The following is an 18,062-nucleotide window of genomic DNA, read 5'->3' on the forward strand; positions in this document are numbered from 1 at the left end:
CGATGTGATCATGCTTGTATTAGCTGAGCTAATCGATGATCGTTGGAGTCATGGCTGTCGAGGTCCGCGAACTGGAGTGCTTCCTCGTCTTGGCGGACGAGCTGCACTTCGGTCGTACGGCGGAACGGCTCTACCTGTCGCAGAGCCGGGTCAGCCAACTGCTGCAGTCGCTGGAGCGGCGGATCGGCGGGCCGCTGTTCGAGCGGACCAGCCGCCGGGTGGCGCTGACGCCATTGGGCAAGGAGTTCCTGACCTCACTGCGGCCGGCGTACGCCGCTTTGGAGCGGGTGGTCGAGAACGCCCGCGAGTACGCCGCCCAGGTGAAGGGCAAGCTGCGGATCGGATTCCAGGGTGCCGCGAACGACGAGATTCTCCGGGCGGTGTCGGCGTTCCAGGCGCGCAACCCGAACTGCCTGATCGATGTCTGCGAGCTCCCGCTGAACGACCCGTTCGGCGCGCTCCGCCGCGGCACCGTCGACGCGGCTGTCGTACTGCTGCCGGTCGCCGAGGACGACCTGGTCGTCGGACCGGTCTTCTCGCGCCATCCGCAAACGCTCGCGGTATGCAAACGACACCGGCTCGCCGACCGAGCCTCGGTCGACGCCGAGGACCTGGCCGGCGAGACCCTGATCGCCTTCTCCGGCCCGGCCCCTGGGTACTGGCGCCAGGCCCAAGCTCCCACCCAGACACCCAGCGGCGCACTTATCCACCGCGGCCCCGACGTCAACACCCTGCAGGAAGGCCTCTCCCTCATCGCCGCCAACCGCGGCGCGATGCTCATCTGCCAACCCACCGCCACCCTCAACGGCCGCGCCGGCATCACCACGGTCCCCCTGACCGGCCTCCCCGACTCCGCCCTCGCCCTCATCTGGCGCCGCGGCGAACAAACCCCGTCCGTCAAGGCCTTCGCCGAACACCTGAAGACCTAGCCAACCTTGCGTACCTCGGTGTCTGCCGCGGCGACCAGGCGGCCGTCGGCGGCGTGTACTTCGAGCGGCCGAAGCGGCTGCTGATCGCGGCGGTCCAGGAGTTGCGAGTGCGGCTCACCGGGGTCGAAGGCGAAGGCCTCACCCCACTGGCGGAGCGCCACGATGACCGGGAAGAGCGCCTCGCCCTTGGCTGTCAGGGCGTACTCGTGGCGGGCGCCGGCCGGGACGGTCTCGAGAATGCCGTTGTCGACCAGGGATCGCAGACGCGCACTGAGGATGTTCTTCGCGACCCCGAGGCTCCGCTGGAAGTCACCGAACCGCCGGCTGCCGTCGAACGCGTCCCGCACGATCAGCAGTGACCACCAGTCGCCGACCACGTCCACCGACCGCGCCACCGGGCAGCTCTCACCGTCGAACCTGGTCCTCTTGACCATCCCACACCTCCTGGTTGCAACATGCTACCAACTCCTCTTACGGTAGCAACATGCAACCAAGAAGCTTGGCGGTGGCAGCCGGCGTCGCGGTCGCCACCGTGTACTTCGCCCAGCCGCTGCTCGTCACGATGGGCGCCGACCTCGGTATCGAGCCGGGAACGGTCGGCGTCTTCGTGACCGTCACGCAGATCGGCTACGGCCTCGGCCTGTTCTTCCTCGTCCCGCTGGGCGATCTGCTCGACCGCCGCCGGCTCATCCGGATCCAGTTCACGCTGCTGGCCGTCGCGCTACTGATCACCGGCGTCGCCCGGAACGCCGCAATGCTGCTGGCCGGCCTGGCCGCGGTCGGAACGCTGGCCGTCGTCACCCAGTCGCTGGTCGCGTACGGCGCCGCGCTGAGCGAGCCCGCCCGACGTGGTCGCACAGTCGGCACCATCACGAGCGGGATCGTCATCGGCATCCTGCTGGCGCGAACCACCTCCGGCATCCTCACGGACATCCTCGGCTGGCGAGCGGTCTACCTGATCGCCTGCGCCGTTTCCCTCGCGATCGCCACATTCCTCGTCCGCTCAGCCCCACAGCCCCGGCTTCGACTGACGTACGCCGAACTACTGCGATCCACCGTCAGCCTCTGGCAGGAACAACTGTTCCGCGAGAGCGCGATCCGCGCCTTCTTCATCTTCGCGTCCTTCAGCACGCTGTGGACCTCGATCGCATTGCCTCTCACCGAGCGCGGCCTGTCCCACACCGAGATCGGCGCCTTCGGCCTGATCGGCGCAGCCGGCGCACTCGCCGCCGGACCCGCCGGCCGCCTCGCCGATCGCGGACGCGGGCCGCTCGTCACCACGACCGCTTCGATGCTCCTGGCAACGAGTTGGCTGGCGACGGCGCATTCCCTGCTGGGCTTGGCGATCGGGGCAGTACTGCTAGACCTCGCCGTACAGGCAATCCACGTCACCAACCAGAGCCTGATCTACCCGCTCCGGCCGGAGGCGGGCGGCCGGATCATCGGCGGCTACATGATCTTCTACTCACTCGGCAGCGGCGCCGGCGCGATCGCATCGACCGTGATCTACGAACGCGCCGGCTGGACCGGCGTCTGTATCCTCGGCGCAGCGTTCGGACTGGGTTCCGTACTGACGACGATCAGCCGATGATCGCGAGGATCTTGTCGCAGAAGTTCTCGTCGGTCGCGTTACCTTCCTGACCGACGACCTTCACATCTCCCAACGAGTCGATGAACTCGTCGTCGGACGGGTCGGCCGGCGTACCGCCGTTGTCCACCAGGATGTCGAACCACACCGCCCCGCTGTCCTGAAGGACCAGTCTGCCGCGGGAGTCGAACCATCTGTCACCGCTTGTCTCACGGATCCTGATCGTCAGGGTGCCGTCCCCGTTGTCGGTCACCTGGGTGTCCTTGTGCACAAGATCAAGCACATGAGTCACCAGCTTGCCGTTGGACAGATTCGTCAGGGTGTTGGTCAGGTGCGCGTTCTCCCGGAAGTAGGGCAGTCCGCCCCTCGGATGCGTGCGGTACTGGAACGATCCCCAGTTCGTGAAGTCGAAGTGCACGTCGTCCCCGCTGCCGCAGAAGTCCTCGATCACGCCGGTGCCGGCATCCTCGAAGTGACCTCGCTCGATCGGTGCTGCCGACGCCGGGACGGCGGCTGTCATGGCGAGCAGGACGGCCGCGCAGGCCATGGGTGTTCGATGTCGCAACTTCATCGGTGTTGCCCCCTGGTCAGTGTTCTCCCCCACGAACGCGCCCCGTTCGCGACACGTGACTACTCCCCCACCCTCCCAGGCCCTTGCGGGCCCGTACAGGTCACAGTCCCAGGAGTTCGACGGACTTCTCGCGCATTTCGATCTTGCGGATCTTGCCGGTGACGGTCATCGGGAAGTCGTCGACGAGGACGACGTACTTCGGGATCTTGAAGTGAGCGAGTTTGCCGGTGGCGAAGGCCTTGACGGCTTCCGCGTCGAGCGGGTCCGCGCCGGGCTTGAGTTTGATCCAGGCGCAGAGTTCCTCGCCGTACTTCTCGTCGGGGACGCCAACGACCTGGACGTCGGCGATCGACGGGTGCGTGTAGAGGAACTCCTCGATCTCCCGCGGGTACACGTTCTCGCCGCCGCGGATGACCATGTCCTTGATCCGCCCCACGATGTTCACGTACCCGTCCGCGCGCATCGTCGCGAGGTCGCCGGTGTGCATCCAGCGCGCCTCGTCGATCGCCTCGGCGGTCTTCGCCGGCTCGTCCCAGTACCCGAGCATCACGGAGTACCCGCGGGTGCACAGCTCGCCGGGCGCACCGCGTTCGACGACGAGCCCGGTCGCCGGGTCGACGAGCTTCACCTCGACGTGCGGCATCACGCGTCCGACCGTCGACGTACGGCGGTCCAGGTCGTCGTCGCGCCTGGTCTGCGTGGACACCGGCGACGTCTCGGTCATGCCGTAGCAGATCGCGACCTCGGCCATGTGCATGTCCGCGACGCAGCGCTTCATCACCTCGACCGGGCACGGCGATCCGGCCATCACGCCGGTCCGCAGCGACGTCAGGTCGTAGTCCGCGAAGTCCGGCAGCCCGAGTTCGGCGATGAACATCGTCGGTACGCCGTACAGCCCGGTGCACCGCTCGTCCTGCACCGCCTTGAGCGTCGCGGCCGGGTCGAACGCCGGCCCCGGGATCACCATGCACGCGCCGTGCGTGGTGCAGCCGAGGTTGCCCATCACCATGCCGAAGCAGTGGTAGAACGGCACCGGGATGCACAGCCGGTCGTCGGCGGTGAACGCGATCGTCTCGGTGACGAAGAAGCCGTTGTTCAGGATGTTGTGGTGGCTGAGCGTCGCGCCCTTCGGGAATCCCGTCGTACCGCTGGTGTACTGGATGTTGATCGGGTCGTCGAAGGACAGCTCCGCCTCGCGGGCGTGCAGCTCGTCGAGCGGGATCCGCGCGGCGTCGTCGCGGAGGGCGTCCCAGTCGCCGGTGCCGAGGTAGATCGTCTCCTCGAGCGTCGTGAGGCCGGGCTTCACCTCCTCGACCATCGCCCGGTAGTCGCTTGTTTTGAAGGCGGTCGCGGAGATCAGCAGCCGGACGCCGGACTGGTTCAGCGCGTAGGCCAGTTCGTGGGTGCGGTACGCCGGGTTGATGTTCACCAGGATCGCGCCCATCAGCGCGGTGGCGTACTGCGTGATCGTCCATTCGGCCTGGTTCGGGGCCCAGATGCCGACCCGATCGCCCTTCGCGATCCCGCGGGCCATCAGGCCGCGCGCGACCAGTTCGACCTCGGCGCCGAACTCGTCGTACGTCCAGCGCCGCCCGGTCTGCACCTCCACGAGCGCCTCGCGGTCGCCGTACGTGCTGATCGTGCGTCTCAGGTTCGCGCTGATCGTCTCGCCCAGCAACGGAACCTCGGACACCCCGGACGCGTACGACGGCTGGCTCATGGTTGCCATGTTCACGCCGCTCAGATGCCTCTGCAAGTGCACGCGCGGCAGGAAACAGGGGCATCCCCGCCCATGATGCGGACCGCCAGGCCATCACAATGGGCGGCCAGCGGGAGCGCTCACGCCTGAGCGCCTCTCCGGCCGGCGATTGTGATGGCCTGGACGTCCGCCCCTACTTGAGCAGGGCTTCGTAGACCTGGAGTTCGGTGCCGCCGGGGGTTTCGCCGTCGTCGGGGGCTGTGTAGAGGCGGAGTTTGGTGGGGGTGGTTTCCAGGGCTACTGGGTTTCGGGTGGCGTTGTGGTTGGTGGTGGGGGAGAAGTAGGGGAAGGGGATTTCGTGGAGGATGCGGTTGGTGCGGAGGTCCAGGAGGGCTAGGCCGCCTAGGTCGTAGGACGTGTTGTTGGGGCCGGGCAGTGTGGTGACGCCGCCGCACAGTTGCTTGCCGCGGGCGGCGTAGTCGCAGTCCTGGTAGTCGAGGAGGTGGGACTCGTTGGCGACCTTGCCCAGCTGCTTGCCCGCGGGGGTCCAGTCGTAGAGGGTGCGGGAGCCCCAGCTCACCCCATGCACCTGGCCGGTCGTCCGGTCGCGTACTACTCCCCCGACGTGATCCTTCACCCGGAAACGCTCAGTAACCCGGTACGTCTTCGGGTCGACCGTGTAGACGATCGCCCGCGAGTTCGGCCGGTACTCCGCGGCCGGTACCCACAGGTCCTTCCCGTCGAAGTCCAGCCCGCCCGGGTGGTACGCCGTACCCTCACCAAGCCGGATGTCCTTCTTCAGGTTGCCCTGCCGGTCCAGCACGAACAGGTGCCCGATGCCATTGCCAGGTGTCCGGTCGTACCCGTCCACCGGCACCGGGTACTTCACCGGCGCTTCCAGCACCTCAACACTGCTCAGAAAGATCAGGTCCCCGACCAGCGCGAACCCCTGCGGGTGGTACGTCGGGAACTTCAGCGGCACCCGCTCCGCCAGCGACCACGCCGTACTGCGGTCTGTGGCCTGGAAGGCACGGGTGACGTCAGAGTCCCTCCCGGTGGCCTGGGCGGTGGTCAGGCCGGTGAGCAACACACCGGCCAGGGCGGCAACGGTCAGCAGTCGTCTGCGCATTGACGGTCTCCTCAGCTCGAAAGTCGATGCTGCAGCGTGAGATGCCCAGATGACTTGCAGGTGATGCCAGACTGGCCGTTATGGACACAGGGGTGAGTGTTGTCGGGTCAGGGCAGGTCAGTGGTACGCCGGACATCCTGCGCGTCACGTTCGGCGTCGAGCAGGTCGCACAGGATGTCGCGGCCGCTGTAGCGACAGTAGGCGAGCGCACGGACGCGGTGATCGCGGCGCTGCGGGCGCAGGGGGTCGAGGAGTCGCAGCTGGGCACGAGCTCGGTGAACGTGTTCCAGGAGTACCGGGAGCCCGGCACGGACCCGGCGTACCGGGCGTCGCACACGGTCCTGGTGGAGACGAAGGACCTGACCGGTTTCGGCGCGCTGCTGAACGCGGCCGTGGATGCTATCGGCAACAGTCTCGCGCTGCACGGGCTGCAGTTCGACATCGAGGACAAGTCCGAGCTGCTGATCCAGGCCCGCGAGCTGGCGTTCCAGCAGGCCAAGACGAAGGCCGCGCACCTGGCCGGCCTGGCCGGGTTCTCGCTGGGCTCGGTGACCGCGATTGCCGAGAACCACGGCCACACGCCGCTCGGGCCGGAGACCCGGCTGTCCGCGTCCAAGGCGTACGACTCGGCCATCAACATCGTCCCCGACGACCAGAACGTCGTGGTCTCTCTCCAGGTGCACTTCGCCTGGGCGTAACGCGCGTCTCAAAACGAGCACAAGGGTTGCGTTGTCGGCGGCGTCGTACAGACTGCTCTCATGTATGCACCGGCTCCGCTACGGCGGCAACTGAGTCGGTCCGGGCTGTTACTGCTCGGACCGGCGTTCGTCGCCGCCGTCGCGTACGTCGACCCGGGCAACTTCGCGACCAACATCGCCGCCGGTGCGACGTACGGCTACCTGCTGTGCTGGGTGGTCGTCGGCGCCAACCTGATGGCCGTCCTGGTGCAGTATCTGGCCGCCAAGGCCAGCATCGCGACCGGGCGGACGCTGCCCCAGCTGTGCCGTGACCACTTCCGCCGGTCCACGTCGACCGGGCTGTGGGCGCAGGCCGAGGTGGTGGCGATCGCGACCGACCTGGCCGAGGTGGTCGGCGGTGCGATCGCGCTGAACCTGCTGTTCGGCATCCCGCTGCTGGTCGGCGGCGTGATCACCGGCATCGTCTCGTTCGCGCTGCTCATCTATCAGTCGAAGCGCGGCCAGCGGCCGTTCGAGGCCGCGATCATCGGCCTGCTCGCCGTCGTACTGGTCGGCTTCGTCGTGTCGACGGTCAAGTCGGACCCGTCCGCGAGCGGTGTCGTCGGCGGAATGGTGCCGCGGCTGGACGGGACCGATTCACTGGTGCTCGCGGCCGGAATGCTCGGCGCGACGGTGATGCCGCACGCGATCTGGCTGCACGGCGCACTCGTCACCGACCGGCACTGGAAGACCATCCGCTCCGAGAGCGGCAAGTCGCGTGTACTGCGTGCCACCCGGATCGACGTAGCAGTCGCGATGGCGCTCGCCGGAGCGGTCAACCTGGCGATGGTCGTGCTGGCCGCGGCTGCGCTGAAGGGCACCGGCGCCGACTCCCTCGACGCCGCCCACCTCGCGATCGGCGACCGGCTCGGCCAGCTCCCGGCCCTGCTGTTCGCGCTCGCCCTGCTGGCCAGCGGATTCGCGTCCTCCTCGGTCGGGACGTACGCCGGTTCGGTCATCCTGGACGGCTTCTGGAAACGGCACGTAGCGCTCCCGGTCCGGCGCCTGATCACCCTGATCCCCGCTCTGGTGATCCTTGCGATCGGCATCGACCCGAGCCGCGCCCTGGTGGTTTCACAGGTGGTGCTGAGCTTCGGGATCCCGTGCGCGCTGTGGCCTTTGGTGAGATTGACCGCTTCCCGGCGCGTCATGGGCGACCTCGTCAACCGCAAGGCGACTACTCTCGCCGCATGCCTGGTAGCCACCGCCGTCACGGCCCTCAACGTCGTACTGATCGTGCTGACTGTGCGGGGATGACGTGACCCGGGTGTACGCCGTGAGCGACATCCACGGCCACCTGGAGAAACTGACTGCCGCACTGCACACCGCCGGCCTCACCGATGCCGACGGCAACTGGACCGGCGACGAGGACACCCGGCTGTGGTTCCTCGGCGACTTCTTCGACCGCGGCCCGGACGGCATCGGCGTCCTGCGGTACGTCCGCGGCCTGATCGACCAGGCACCGGACGGCGCCATCCGGATGCTGCTCGGCAACCACGAGATCCTCGCGCTCGGGATGTACAAGTTCGGCGACAGGTTCGTCCCGCACGACGGCATCACGCTGCGCAGCTTCGAGCGTTCCTGGGCCCTGAACGGCGGCCAGGACCGCGACCAGGAGCTGCTCACCGACGACGACGTCACCTGGCTGCTCGACCAGCCGCTGCTCGGACTGGACGCCGACCAGTTGCTGATGCACTCCGACACCGCCGAGTACGTCGAGTGGGGCGACACGATCGGACAGATCAACGCCACGGCCGGGGCCGAGCTGCACTCCGACGACATCGAGGTGTGGTGGGAGATCTGGCGCCGGACGACGTCGCGGTACGCGTTCCGCGGCCCGACCGGTCCGGAGGTGGCCCGGATCCTCCTCCAGCACCTCGGCGGCCGCCGGATCGTGCACGGTCACAGCATCGTCGCCGACCAGATCGGCATCGACCCGCAGTTCCTGACCGGCCCGCACCTGTACGCCGACGGTCTCGCCCTGGGCATCGACGGCGGCGCCTTCGACGGCGGCCCGTGCCTGGTGGTCGAGCTCACCGCCGAGTGACTCCGCGGGTGGAGCTATTTGTCGGCTGTGAGCGTGCCGCCGACGGCCCAGCTGTCCGGAGGCGTCTCCTGGATCCAGACCTGGACGCTCTCGGCCGGGACGCCGAGGCTGTCGACGAACGCGTCGGTGACCTTCTGGACCAGTTCGCGCTTGAGTTCCGGGGTCCGCGGGCCTTGCAGGACGGTGACGATGGGCATCAGATTTCCCTTTCGTTGGTGGGTTCTGAGCCCATTCCAGCCCTCCCGGCCGTCGGGAACGAGACGCAGTTCCGATGTCCTCCCATCACTCGAACTGATCGGACGCCTTCCGGCAAGCCTCGAGCAGTACGGCGAGGTCGCCGCTGACCGTCGTACCGGCCGGGACCGCGAGGCTCGTGGTCAGCGCGAGCCGCGGGCTTGGCCGCCGGAACACCACCCGTCCTTCGCGGAGCAGGCGGGCGTGCGACTCGTAGATGACCGTCCAGCTCGGACTGCCCGCGCCGATCGCGGCGTGCGTGTCCTGCAGGCTGCTGGAGCGTGGGCCGAGCACCGGCTCGAAACCTGCGGCGGCGCAGGCCGACATCACCAGGTCGACCAGCGGTGGATTCGTACGGCGCTCGGTGATCCGGAGCGGCAGCTCACGAAGGTCCTTCAACGGGATCTCGTGGTCCGGGGCGACGGATCTTGGCAGAGCGATCAGGAGGGCGTCTTCCCAGACCGGGACGAACTCCAGTCCGGCTGCCTCGTCGAGACCACGGACAAAGGCCGCGTCCAGCTGGCCACTGCGGACGCGGTCCAGACGGGCGCGGGTCGAGGTGCTGATCAGCTCGACCCGGAGCCCTTCGGCGGATAGCTCCGCGACGACGGTCTCGAGCCGTTCGCCCAGTCCGGTGCTGGTTCCCAGGCGGAGGATGCGACCGGGGCTGCCGGTGGCGGCGGTGCGGGCGGCTTCGACGGACGCGAGTACGGCGCGCGCAGCCGGGAGGAAGCGTTGACCTGCCTCGGTCAGCCGGATCGCGCGGGCCGAGCGGTCGAAGAGGAGGACGTCCAGCTCGCGCTCCAGGCGGGCGATCTGCTGGCTCACGCCCGGCTGGCCGATGCCGAGCTGCTCGGCGGCGCGGCCGAAGTTGAGTACCTCGGCGACGGTGACGAAGTACTGGATCTGCCGTAACTCCATCTGATGATCATGGCGGATCCGGGAATGAGACGAGCCCGTGCCGGGTTGTCAGCGGTCATGGCGGACAAGACTGTGAAGATTCCTGGACCGGACCACCCGATCACCGTGGAGAAGAACCCGGACCGTGTGGTCGTGAAGGTCGGCGACCAGGTCATCGCGGACACCCGGGACGCGCTGTCGCTGCAGGAGGCGAACTACCCGGCGGTGCAGTACATCCCGCGCGATGACGTCGACCTCACGCTGCTCGAGCGCACCGAGCATCAGACCTACTGCCCGTACAAGGGCGACGCGTCGTACTACAGCCTCCTTCCCGCCGGGGCGGACGGCGAGAACGCGGTCTGGACGTACGAGCAGCCGTACGAGGCGGTCGCCGACATCCGCGACCACGTCGCCTTCTACCCCGACAAGGTGTCGATCGAGATCATCGCTTGAATCACCGGGGCGAGGAGCTCCGGCGGTACGACGTGATGCTGGTCGGGTAGTTCCCGGAGTGTCGCGTTCGGCAGGATCGGGACGATGCGGTGGGCGGCGTCGAGCATGAACGGCGCCGTCGCCGTCCCGGCGATGACGAGGGTCGGCGGCTTGATCGCGCGGAGCGTTTCGACCGGGGTGGTGCCTTCGTGGCCCATGACGGCGAAGTCGTAGGCGAGTGTCGGCGCGAGTTCGGCCACGCCCGGGGTAGCGGCAACCTGCAACGCCTCTGGTTTGGGCATGCCTGTCATCAGCAGGAACAGCTCGACCGCCTCCTGGTTCTGGCCGTCCCGGATCAGTTCGAGCACTTGCTCGCCGTCGTCCGACGGGTCCACGTCGTCCGGCCCGTACGGCGGCTCGTGCAGCACGACCTTGGTGAACGGCAGCCGGCTCGCTGCGATCGCGGCCAGTCCCGCACCGGACGAGTGCCCGTAGAGAGCCGCCGTACCACCGACGGCTGTCAGTAGCGCGGCGATGTCGTCCACCTCGCGCTGGACGCCGTACGGCGTGTTGTCACCGGAGTCACCGGAGTCACCGCGGCCGCGGCGGTCGTACGTCACCACGTCGAAGTGGTTCGCCAGCTCGTCGGCCAGCGGCCGGAGCGCGTTCCGATCGCACAGTGCTCCCCCGACCAGGATCAGCGGGTGCCCGCTGCCCAGGCGGTCGTAGGCGATCGTCGTACCGTCCGCGGATGTCACTTTCTCCATCTGCTGCTCCTCTGTCGTCGTTGCTGACGAAGAGGACGTCGGAGCCGTTCGAGACGCTTCGACATATCTGGTGGCGCGTGGGCGTTCTGGGTGATTCACTGCTTCGCGATGATCACCAGAGTCGATGACTACCTGCACAGGGTCCCGTTGTCCGGTTCGGTCGCCGAACAGGTCGGACCGTTCGCCTTGTTCCGCAGTACGACGGTTTGGCCGTACTACGCGCGCCCGGTGCCCGGCTCCGAGGTGAAGATCGAACCGGCGGACATCGAACTGGTGCGCGCGCGGTGTGCCGAGCTGGAGATCCCGCTGAGCTTCGAGTGGGTCGTGGAGACCTGTCCCTCGTTGGGCGACGCAGCGGCCGCGGCTGGGCTCAATGTGGTTCAGCACCCGTTGCTGGTGCTGGAGCGCGCTGACTTCCGTCCTGCCAAGGCTGATGCCCGCTGCGAGATCCTCTCCGCTGACGAAGATGCGGTCCGGCAGGCGCGTGCCGTCGCCGGAGAGGCGTTCCGCGAGCCGGGTACGTCTGTCGGCACGGCTGGACCGGCCGAGAGGGATTCAGCGGCTGCTGCGATGTCGGCCGACATGGTCTTGGGGCTGCAGAGCAGGGCGCTCCGCGGCGTGGCAGTAACTGCCGGTGCGTTCACCGACGACGGCATGGTCGCCAGCGGGACCCACCAGCCGGTCGACTCCACCACGGAGATCGTCGGCGTCGGCACACTGCCCTCCATGCGCCGCCGCGGCCTTGCAGCCGCCGTGACCTCGGCACTGGTCGAGCACGCGCTGGACAACGGCGTGGACCTGGTACTGCTGTCCGCCGAGTCGGACGCGGTCGCAGCGGTCTACGAGCGCGTCGGCTTCCACCGGATCGGACACGCCGGAGCAGCTGAGTGACCGGGAGTCCTAGTACCCGCCTCGTCGTACTGCGCGGGAACTCGGGCTCCGGCAAGTCGACCACGGCCCGGACACTGCGCGAACGTCTCGGCCGCGGTACGGCGTGGGTCGAGCAGGACCACCTCCGCCGGATCCTGCTCCGCGAACGCGACGTCCCCGGTGGAGTGAACATCGGACTGATCGATCTGAACGTTCGCTACGCCCTCGACCACGGGTACGACGTGGTGCTCGAGGGGATCATGGACGCCGGCCGGTACGGCGACATGCTGCGGCAGCTCACGATCGACCACCGCGGGACGACACTGCACTACTACTTCGACATCCCGTACTCGGAGACCGTCGTACGGCACTGGACGCGGCCGAACTGCGACGAGTTCGGCCCAGACGTGATGCAGGACTGGTACCGGGAACACGACGTACTCGACGGCATCCAGCAGACCGTGATCGGCCCGGACAGCGCACTGGACGAGACTGTCGCCAAGATCCTGACCGACCTCGGAGCGGATCCCGTACCGTTGGAGGGATGAGCACGACCGAGCCGACCCGTCCCCGTACCCTCGCTGAGGCGTTGCGGGGTTGGGGTGACGCCGCGCTCGGTGAACTGCTGCGGCGGCGGCCTGACTTGGCCCTGCCGATTCCTGCGGACACCGGGCAGCTGGCTGCGCGGGCGACGAGCAACGCGTCGGCTGCGCGGGCGATCAACCGGCTGGACGAGTTCGGTGTGGACCTGCTGGAGTCACTGTCGGCCCTGCCGGAGCCGGTGGACCTGGGGCTGTTGGCGCTGGGCGTCGGTCAGTCGAAGGAGGTGGTCCGGCCGCGGGTGACTGAGCTGCTGGCCCTCGCTCTGGTGTGGGGTACCGAGGACGACCTGCGGCCGATCCGTGCGGTGCACGAGCTGCTCGGCCCGACGCCGGCTGGGCTCGGTCCGACCACGACGCGGCATTTCGGTGACCTGGACCAGCTGATCGACGACGCGGGTCCGGACGCGCGCGCCGTACTCGACAAGCTCACCTGGGGTCCGCCGACCGGTTCGGTGGAGAAGGCCGATCGGCCGGTGACGATCGCGTCGGCCCGGACTCCGGTGGAGCGGTTGCTGGCGCGCGGTCTCGTCGTACCCAAGGATGCGAACACGGTCGTGCTGCCGCGGCAGATCGGGCTGCACCTGCGGGGCGGGCGAGTGCTGGCGTCGACGCGTCCGGTGCCGCCGCCGCTCGCCGGCAAGAAGGTGTCGGCATCTATCGCCGACCGGGCTGCAGCAGGTGCTGCGCTGGACTTGGTGCGGCTGGTCGACCGGGCTCTGGAGCAGCTGGGGACCGAGCCGCCGCCCGTGCTGCGCACAGGTGGCATTGGCGTCCGTGAGGTACGCAGTCTGGCCGGAAAGATCGGTGCGGAAGAGCAAACCGCTGCAGCGGTGCTGGAGATGGCGTACGCCGCTGGGCTCGTTGCTGCGGTGGAAGTCGGGACCACTGAGCTGTGGCTGCCGACCAGTGCCTACGACGACTGGCTGGAGCTGGACCTGGCGCATCGGTGGGCCCAGCTCGTCATGGCGTGGTTCTCCGGCCTCAGGGCGATCGGACTGATCGGGCGGCGGGACAGCACGGGCAGTACTGCGGCTGCGCGGGAGCGGCTGATCAACGCGTTGGCACCGGACCTGGAGCGGTTGCTGGCACCGGAGATCCGGGTGTTGGCGTTGCAGGCGCTGGCCGAGGCTGGTGCGGGTACTGCGCCGCCTCCGGAGACTGTGGTGATGTGGGTGGCCTGGCATCGTCCGCGGCGTGGTGGGCAGTTCCGCGACGACCTGGTCGAGTGGAGCGTGTCTGAGGCCGCACTGCTCGGGCTGACCGGGTTGGGCGCGCTGGCAGCACATGCGAAGCCGTTGCTGGGACCTGAGCCGACAGCTGACGAGCTGGCCGAGGCGATCAGTCCGCTGATGCCGGAGCCGGTGTCTGAGGTGCTGCTGCAGGCTGACCTCACTGCGGTGGCTCCTGGACCTTTGGTGCGGACCGTGCAGGATGAGCTGTCGGCCATGGCGGACGTCGAGTCGGACGGCGGGGCTGTCGTCTACCGGTTCAGTGAGAGCTCCGTACGGCGTGCTTTCGACCTTGGGCGTACGGCGGAGCAGTTGCACACGTGGTTGGCAGAGCATTCACGTACGCCGGTGCCTCAGCCGTTGGCGTACCTGGTCGACGACGTTGCACGACGGCACGGCGTACTGCGGCTGGGGACAGCGTCGACATACCTGCGGTGTGATGACGAGAACGTGCTGACCCAGCTGCTCAACTCGAACCTGCCTGGTGTGCGGTTCCGGCGGCTGGCGCCGACCGTGGTGGTGTCGCCGTCGCCGCCGGACATGGTGCTGAGTCGGCTGCGGGACGCTGGATTGGCTCCGCTGGCGGAGACGTTCGACGGTGCGTTGCATGTGACCGGTGCGCCGCGACGTGGCGAGGCCCCGCGTCGACGTACCAGCCGGGACTTCAACGAGAGCGCGTTCGATCTGACCGACGACCAGGTGAAGGCAGTCATCGAGAAAGTTCGCGCCGGCGACCGGATCGCCGCCGAACGCCCCGGTGACGACGGCCTGATCGAACCCGCGGCCCCCGCCGAAACCATCGCCGTCCTCACCAACGCCGCCGAGGCGCACACCCGCACCTGGATCGCGTACGTCGACCACAACGGCCACTCATCGGAACGCGTCGTGGAACCCGTCCGAGTAGCCGACGGCTGGCTGACCGCCTACGACGACACCACCGAAACCCCCCGCACCTACGCCCTCCACCGAATCTCCACCGCCCGCCCCGTCGACTGATGGACGACATGGACCGCGCGTTGCGGGCACTGCGGCGCTGGTCCCCGAACAGCGGCTACCGGCCGCTGATCATCGACGCCTGGATCTGGCCGCGGCCACGGCAGGCCTGGTACCAGTTCCGGCTCCGGTGGGGCGGACGGCTGGCGCCCGCGAAGGATCTGAACCTGCTGCTGGACTCCGGCGCGCGGACGAGCATGGCAGGGATCTGGCTCATCGCAGCCGGCAAGCGTGCGGATCTGCGCCCGAGGATCGAAGCAGACATGCTCGCGGGCCGGCCTCGCGGCAACGGCTGGACCTACAGCTACTGCGTACCTCTGGCGTGCCTGGCCACCGAGGCCGACGCCCAGATCCTCGTCGGGTATCTCGAGCACGCTCTGACCCTGCCCGTCGAGCGGGAGGGTTTCGAGACCCAGTGCCAGGGCAAGGCTCTGGCCACCCTCCTGTACCTCGACGAGCAACTGGGCACCACCTACGCCCAGCGCTTCCTGGGCGAAGGCGGGCCGTGGGAGCTCTGGCCGGGCTCCGTCGACGAAGATCTCGCGGCCTACGCAGAGCAGATCCGCGCCGAAGTCGTGTTCGCCGCCGGGGGCAACCCGGGGTTGCGCCGGCTGATGAAGCAGGAGCGCCGAGCCGCCAGGTCCTAGCCCGTTTGCGGGACGAGGCACAATGGAGGGTCGGGGCGAGGATAGGAGTTGCGGGTGTCGGACGGTCCTTTGATCGTGCAGTCGGACAAGACCTTGTTGCTGGAGACGGCGCATGCGGAGGCCAGCGAGTGCCGGAAGGCCATCGCGCCGTTCTCCGAGTTGGAGCGGGCGCCGGAGCATGTGCACACGTATCGGCTGACACCGCTGGGCCTGTGGAACGCACGGGCCGCGGGGCATGACGCTGAGCAGGTGATCGACGTACTGCTGCGCTACAGCCGGTACCCGGTCCCTCACTCGTTGCTGGTCGACATCGCGGAGACGCTGGACCGATACGGGCGGCTGCGGCTGGAGAAGCACCCGCAGCACGGTCTGGTGCTGATAACCACCGACCGACCGGTGCTGGAAGAGGTACTGCGCAGCGCCAAGGTGAAGCCCATGCTGGGCGCCCGGCTCGACGACGACACCGTCCTGGTGCACCCGTCGGAGCGCGGTCACCTCAAGCAGACCCTGCTGAAGCTCGGCTGGCCCGCTGAGGACCTGGCCGGGTACGTCGACGGTGAGGCGCACCAGATCGACCTGGTGACCGACGGTTGGGAGCTGCGCCCGTACCAGGAGCAGGCGACCGACTCGTTCTGGCACGGCGGCTCCGGTGTCGTCGTGCTCCCCTGTGGTGCCGGCAAGACGATCGTCGGCGCGGCCGCGATGGCGCAGGCGTCCGCGACCACACTGATCCTGGTCACGAACACGGTGTCCGCGCGGCAGTGGAAGGACGAGCTGCTGAAGCGCACCACCCTCACCGAGGAGGAGATCGGCGAGTACTCCGGTGCACGCAAAGAGATCCGGCCGGTGACGATCGCGACGTACCAGGTGATGACGACGCGCCGGAAGGGCGTCTACACGCACCTGGAGCTGTTCGACGCGCGCGACTGGGGCCTGATCGTGTACGACGAGGTGCACCTGCTGCCCGCCCCGATCTTCCGGATGACCGCCGACCTGCAGACCCGGCGCCGGCTCGGACTGACGGCGACGCTGGTCCGCGAGGACGGCCGCGAGGGTGACGTGTTCTCGCTGATCGGCCCGAAGCGGTACGACGCACCGTGGAAGGACATCGAGTCGCAGGGCTGGATCGCACCCGCGGACTGCATCGAGGTCCGCGTGGATCTCGAGCAGACCGAGCGGTTCGTGTACGCGACCGCCGAGCCCGAGGACCGGTACCGCCTGGCCGCCTCCACCCCGGCGAAGTCGAAGCTGGTACGGCGGATCGCCGAGCACCACGCCGACGAGCCGCTGCTCGTCATCGGTCAGTACATCGACCAGCTGGACGAGCTGGGCGAACGTCTGGAATGCCCGGTGATCAAGGGCGAGACGACCGTGAAAGAACGCCAGCGGCTGTTCCAGGCCTTCCGCACCGGTGAGATCAAGCGGCTGGTGGTCTCCAAGGTCGCCAACTTCTCCATCGACCTCCCCGAGGCGTCGGTAGCCATCCAGGTCTCCGGCACCTTCGGCTCCCGCCAGGAAGAAGCCCAACGCCTGGGCCGAGTCCTCCGCCCCAAAGGCGACGGCCGCACCGCCCGCTTCTACTCCATAGTCGCCAGAGACACCATCGACGCGGAATTCGCCGCCCACCGCCAACGCTTCCTAGCCGAACAGGGCTACGCCTACACAATCGTCGACGCCGAAAACCTGTTTGCTTGATCTGCAGCTCGACAGGAGGTGTCCGCTCGGTCGGCCGATCGCCACGCTCAGCCGACCGAGCGTCTCGCCGCAGTGGACGTATACGTACTGTCGAGCTGCCGGACTTCACGCGCCGAGACGCTGAGCGAGGGCCGCGCGGACGGTGGCGACAACCCAGCTCGGGTCGCCGATGATCTGCTCGTAGGTGAACCGGAGCACCAGCCAGCCGGCCGCGTTCAGCTCGTCGTACCGATAGCAGTCGGCCGCGAAATCTCGACGCGAACCGTGGAACTCGAAGCCTTCAGCCTCCAGTGCCAGCCTGGCACGGCGATGTCCAAGATCTACTCGAGCACGGAACCCGTCGTGCGACACCAGTACCTGTGGTTCGAAACCGTCGACGCCCGCGCCGATCAGAAGCGCCCGGAGCATCGACTCCAGGAAGCTGGCGGCCAACGGAGTGGCCGCGGCGGCGACCAGGCGAGCGTTCGGGCAACCGGCGCCCCGCATCGCAGACACCTCGGCAAGCAACTCCTCCGGATGCAGGTGCCGGTTGGCGAGAGCAGCGTCGGCGACGGCAAGCGCCTCGGCGAACGGAAGCATGCGGCAACAGTCGACGACTGTGCGGGGGAGCGAGGTGATTCGGTCCTGCCGCTCGGGCGAACTGACGTTGGCCCAATGCAGAACGGCAGGTGGACCTGGTCGCGGACGGCGGTGCGGCGGCAGGATCAGATGGGGCTTCTCCGGCGCCACCAACAGCGGAAGGCCAGATGCAGCCGCCGCGCTGACGTGCGAGAGAACCCCGTCGTAGGCCAACACAGCGACCGTGCCGGGAGCCCGGGCAGTGCGTAGACCCCCAGCGCAATTCGCTGTATGTCGCCGCGGGCGAGAGCCTTCGCGACAGCATGCCGCGTGACCACGCGGGCCAATTCGGAGGCGGTGGCCCAGCCGCCCCGGCGCGCCAGGACCTGATCGACCGATTCCATCCCGGGATGGTGCCTGAACTTGCCTGTTCGA

Annotated in this window: 19 protein-coding genes; 11 read left to right on the forward strand and 8 right to left on the reverse strand. The window is 68.2% G+C overall.

Translation table 11 applies throughout. The features are described from left to right. The first annotated feature begins 50 nt into the window (after positions 1-50). The gene (locus tag OHB24_RS04615; protein ID WP_327637689.1) at positions 51-929 is read left to right on the forward strand and encodes a LysR family transcriptional regulator; all 879 of its coding nucleotides are present in this window, start codon (positions 51-53) and stop codon (positions 927-929) included. On the opposite strand, the gene OHB24_RS04620 is transcribed toward OHB24_RS04615, so the two are convergent. Beyond that, the gene (locus OHB24_RS04620) at positions 926-1,363 is read right to left on the reverse strand and encodes a winged helix-turn-helix transcriptional regulator (protein WP_327637690.1); all 438 of its coding nucleotides are present in this window, start codon (positions 1,361-1,363) and stop codon (positions 926-928) included. The genes OHB24_RS04615 and OHB24_RS04620 overlap by 4 nt on opposite strands. 50 nt (positions 1,364-1,413) lie before the next feature. Here OHB24_RS04620 and OHB24_RS04625 point away from each other — a divergent pair, with 50 nt between their 5' ends. After that, positions 1,414-2,520, forward strand: coding sequence for an MFS transporter (locus tag OHB24_RS04625; RefSeq protein WP_327637691.1), 1,107 nt, complete (start codon positions 1,414-1,416; stop codon positions 2,518-2,520). On the opposite strand, the gene OHB24_RS04630 is transcribed toward OHB24_RS04625, so the two are convergent. The 3 genes from OHB24_RS04630 to OHB24_RS04640 form a co-directional block, all read right to left on the reverse strand. Continuing rightward, a complete protein-coding gene (locus tag OHB24_RS04630; protein ID WP_327637692.1) occupies positions 2,510-3,088 on the reverse strand; it encodes a hypothetical protein in 579 nt (192 codons plus the stop codon). The genes OHB24_RS04625 and OHB24_RS04630 overlap by 11 nt on opposite strands. 100 nt (positions 3,089-3,188) lie before the next feature. After that, positions 3,189-4,850 carry an AMP-binding protein gene (locus tag OHB24_RS04635; RefSeq protein WP_327637693.1) on the reverse strand — a complete coding sequence of 554 codons (1,662 nt, stop codon included), beginning with the start codon at positions 4,848-4,850 and terminating at the stop codon, positions 3,189-3,191. A 130-nt stretch (positions 4,851-4,980) separates the two neighbouring features. Continuing rightward, complete coding sequence (locus OHB24_RS04640; RefSeq protein WP_327637694.1) at positions 4,981-5,916, reverse strand: DUF6454 family protein; 936 nt, start codon at positions 5,914-5,916, stop codon at positions 4,981-4,983. Positions 5,917-6,008: 92 nt separating this feature from the next. Between OHB24_RS04640 and OHB24_RS04645 the strand changes: the two genes are divergently transcribed. From OHB24_RS04645 to OHB24_RS04655, 3 genes are read left to right on the forward strand one after another with little or no spacing between them, the layout of a single operon-like run. After that, complete coding sequence (locus OHB24_RS04645; protein WP_327637695.1) at positions 6,009-6,614, forward strand: SIMPL domain-containing protein; 606 nt, start codon at positions 6,009-6,011, stop codon at positions 6,612-6,614. A gap of 60 nt (positions 6,615-6,674) precedes the next feature. Next, positions 6,675-7,910, forward strand: coding sequence for an Nramp family divalent metal transporter (locus tag OHB24_RS04650; RefSeq protein WP_327637696.1), 1,236 nt, complete (start codon positions 6,675-6,677; stop codon positions 7,908-7,910). A 19-nt stretch (positions 7,911-7,929) separates the two neighbouring features. Further along, positions 7,930-8,700, forward strand: coding sequence for a metallophosphoesterase (locus tag OHB24_RS04655; RefSeq protein ID WP_327637697.1), 771 nt, complete (start codon positions 7,930-7,932; stop codon positions 8,698-8,700). A 14-nt stretch (positions 8,701-8,714) separates the two neighbouring features. On the opposite strand, the gene dmpI is transcribed toward OHB24_RS04655, so the two are convergent. Both dmpI and OHB24_RS04665 read right to left on the reverse strand, forming a co-directional pair. Further along, positions 8,715-8,996 carry a 4-oxalocrotonate tautomerase DmpI gene (dmpI, locus tag OHB24_RS04660; RefSeq protein WP_327641015.1) on the reverse strand — a complete coding sequence of 94 codons (282 nt, stop codon included), beginning with the start codon at positions 8,994-8,996 and terminating at the stop codon, positions 8,715-8,717. Continuing rightward, on the reverse strand, positions 8,983-9,855 hold the full coding sequence (locus tag OHB24_RS04665; protein ID WP_327637698.1) for a LysR family transcriptional regulator: 873 nt from the start codon (positions 9,853-9,855) through the stop codon (positions 8,983-8,985). The genes dmpI and OHB24_RS04665 overlap by 14 nt, the downstream gene beginning before the upstream one ends. Before the next feature lie 24 nt (positions 9,856-9,879). On the opposite strand from OHB24_RS04665, the gene OHB24_RS04670 reads away from it, so the two are divergent. Then, positions 9,880-10,287 carry a DUF427 domain-containing protein gene (locus OHB24_RS04670; protein WP_327637699.1) on the forward strand — a complete coding sequence of 136 codons (408 nt, stop codon included), beginning with the start codon at positions 9,880-9,882 and terminating at the stop codon, positions 10,285-10,287. Here OHB24_RS04670 and OHB24_RS04675 read toward each other — a convergent pair. Next, positions 10,251-11,033, reverse strand: a complete 783-nt coding sequence (locus OHB24_RS04675; RefSeq protein ID WP_327637700.1) for an alpha/beta fold hydrolase — start codon at positions 11,031-11,033, stop codon at positions 10,251-10,253. The two genes, OHB24_RS04670 and OHB24_RS04675, sit on opposite strands and share 37 nt — an antisense overlap. A gap of 108 nt (positions 11,034-11,141) precedes the next feature. Here OHB24_RS04675 and OHB24_RS04680 point away from each other — a divergent pair, with 108 nt between their 5' ends. The 5 genes from OHB24_RS04680 to OHB24_RS04700 are packed head-to-tail and all read left to right on the forward strand — an operon-like array spanning position 11,142 to position 17,069. Then, a complete protein-coding gene (locus tag OHB24_RS04680) occupies positions 11,142-11,924 on the forward strand; it encodes a GNAT family N-acetyltransferase (RefSeq protein WP_327637701.1) in 783 nt (260 codons plus the stop codon). Next, a complete protein-coding gene (locus tag OHB24_RS04685) occupies positions 11,921-12,451 on the forward strand; it encodes a kinase (protein ID WP_327637702.1) in 531 nt (176 codons plus the stop codon). Before OHB24_RS04680 ends, OHB24_RS04685 begins: the two co-directional genes overlap by 4 nt. Then, positions 12,448-14,730, forward strand: a complete 2,283-nt coding sequence (locus OHB24_RS04690; protein WP_327637703.1) for a helicase-associated domain-containing protein — start codon at positions 12,448-12,450, stop codon at positions 14,728-14,730. The genes OHB24_RS04685 and OHB24_RS04690 overlap by 4 nt, the downstream gene beginning before the upstream one ends. Continuing rightward, positions 14,730-15,374, forward strand: a complete 645-nt coding sequence (locus OHB24_RS04695; RefSeq protein WP_327637704.1) for a DUF6000 family protein — start codon at positions 14,730-14,732, stop codon at positions 15,372-15,374. Before OHB24_RS04690 ends, OHB24_RS04695 begins: the two co-directional genes overlap by 1 nt. Positions 15,375-15,428: 54 nt before the next feature. Continuing rightward, positions 15,429-17,069 carry a DNA repair helicase XPB gene (locus OHB24_RS04700; protein ID WP_327637705.1) on the forward strand — a complete coding sequence of 547 codons (1,641 nt, stop codon included), beginning with the start codon at positions 15,429-15,431 and terminating at the stop codon, positions 17,067-17,069. A 105-nt stretch (positions 17,070-17,174) separates the two neighbouring features. On the opposite strand, the gene OHB24_RS04705 is transcribed toward OHB24_RS04700, so the two are convergent. Beyond that, entirely contained in the window at positions 17,175-17,648 is a 474-nt protein-coding gene (locus OHB24_RS04705; protein ID WP_327637706.1) for an endonuclease domain-containing protein, read from the reverse strand. Positions 17,649-18,062: the final 414 nt, after the last annotated feature.

This window comes from Kribbella sp. NBC_00482 (assembly GCF_036013725.1).
Lineage (GTDB): Bacteria > Actinomycetota > Actinomycetes > Propionibacteriales > Kribbellaceae > Kribbella.

Coding starts and splice junctions, on each gene's coding strand:
- OHB24_RS04625 (WP_327637691.1), top strand. CDS start 1,414: ATGCAACCAAGAAGCTTGGCGGTGGCAGCCGGCGTCGCGGTCGCCACC.
- OHB24_RS04690 (WP_327637703.1), top strand. CDS start 12,448: ATGAGCACGACCGAGCCGACCCGTCCCCGTACCCTCGCTGAGGCGTTG.
- OHB24_RS04615 (WP_327637689.1), top strand. CDS start 51: ATGGCTGTCGAGGTCCGCGAACTGGAGTGCTTCCTCGTCTTGGCGGAC.
- OHB24_RS04640 (WP_327637694.1), bottom strand. CDS start 5,916: ATGCGCAGACGACTGCTGACCGTTGCCGCCCTGGCCGGTGTGTTGCTC.
- OHB24_RS04670 (WP_327637699.1), top strand. CDS start 9,880: ATGAGACGAGCCCGTGCCGGGTTGTCAGCGGTCATGGCGGACAAGACT.
- OHB24_RS04620 (WP_327637690.1), bottom strand. CDS start 1,363: ATGGTCAAGAGGACCAGGTTCGACGGTGAGAGCTGCCCGGTGGCGCGG.
- OHB24_RS04630 (WP_327637692.1), bottom strand. CDS start 3,088: ATGAAGTTGCGACATCGAACACCCATGGCCTGCGCGGCCGTCCTGCTC.
- OHB24_RS04650 (WP_327637696.1), top strand. CDS start 6,675: ATGTATGCACCGGCTCCGCTACGGCGGCAACTGAGTCGGTCCGGGCTG.
- OHB24_RS04695 (WP_327637704.1), top strand. CDS start 14,730: ATGGACGACATGGACCGCGCGTTGCGGGCACTGCGGCGCTGGTCCCCG.
- OHB24_RS04675 (WP_327637700.1), bottom strand. CDS start 11,033: ATGGAGAAAGTGACATCCGCGGACGGTACGACGATCGCCTACGACCGC.
- OHB24_RS04680 (WP_327637701.1), top strand. CDS start 11,142: ATGATCACCAGAGTCGATGACTACCTGCACAGGGTCCCGTTGTCCGGT.
- OHB24_RS04705 (WP_327637706.1), bottom strand. CDS start 17,648: ATGCTTCCGTTCGCCGAGGCGCTTGCCGTCGCCGACGCTGCTCTCGCC.
- OHB24_RS04665 (WP_327637698.1), bottom strand. CDS start 9,855: ATGGAGTTACGGCAGATCCAGTACTTCGTCACCGTCGCCGAGGTACTC.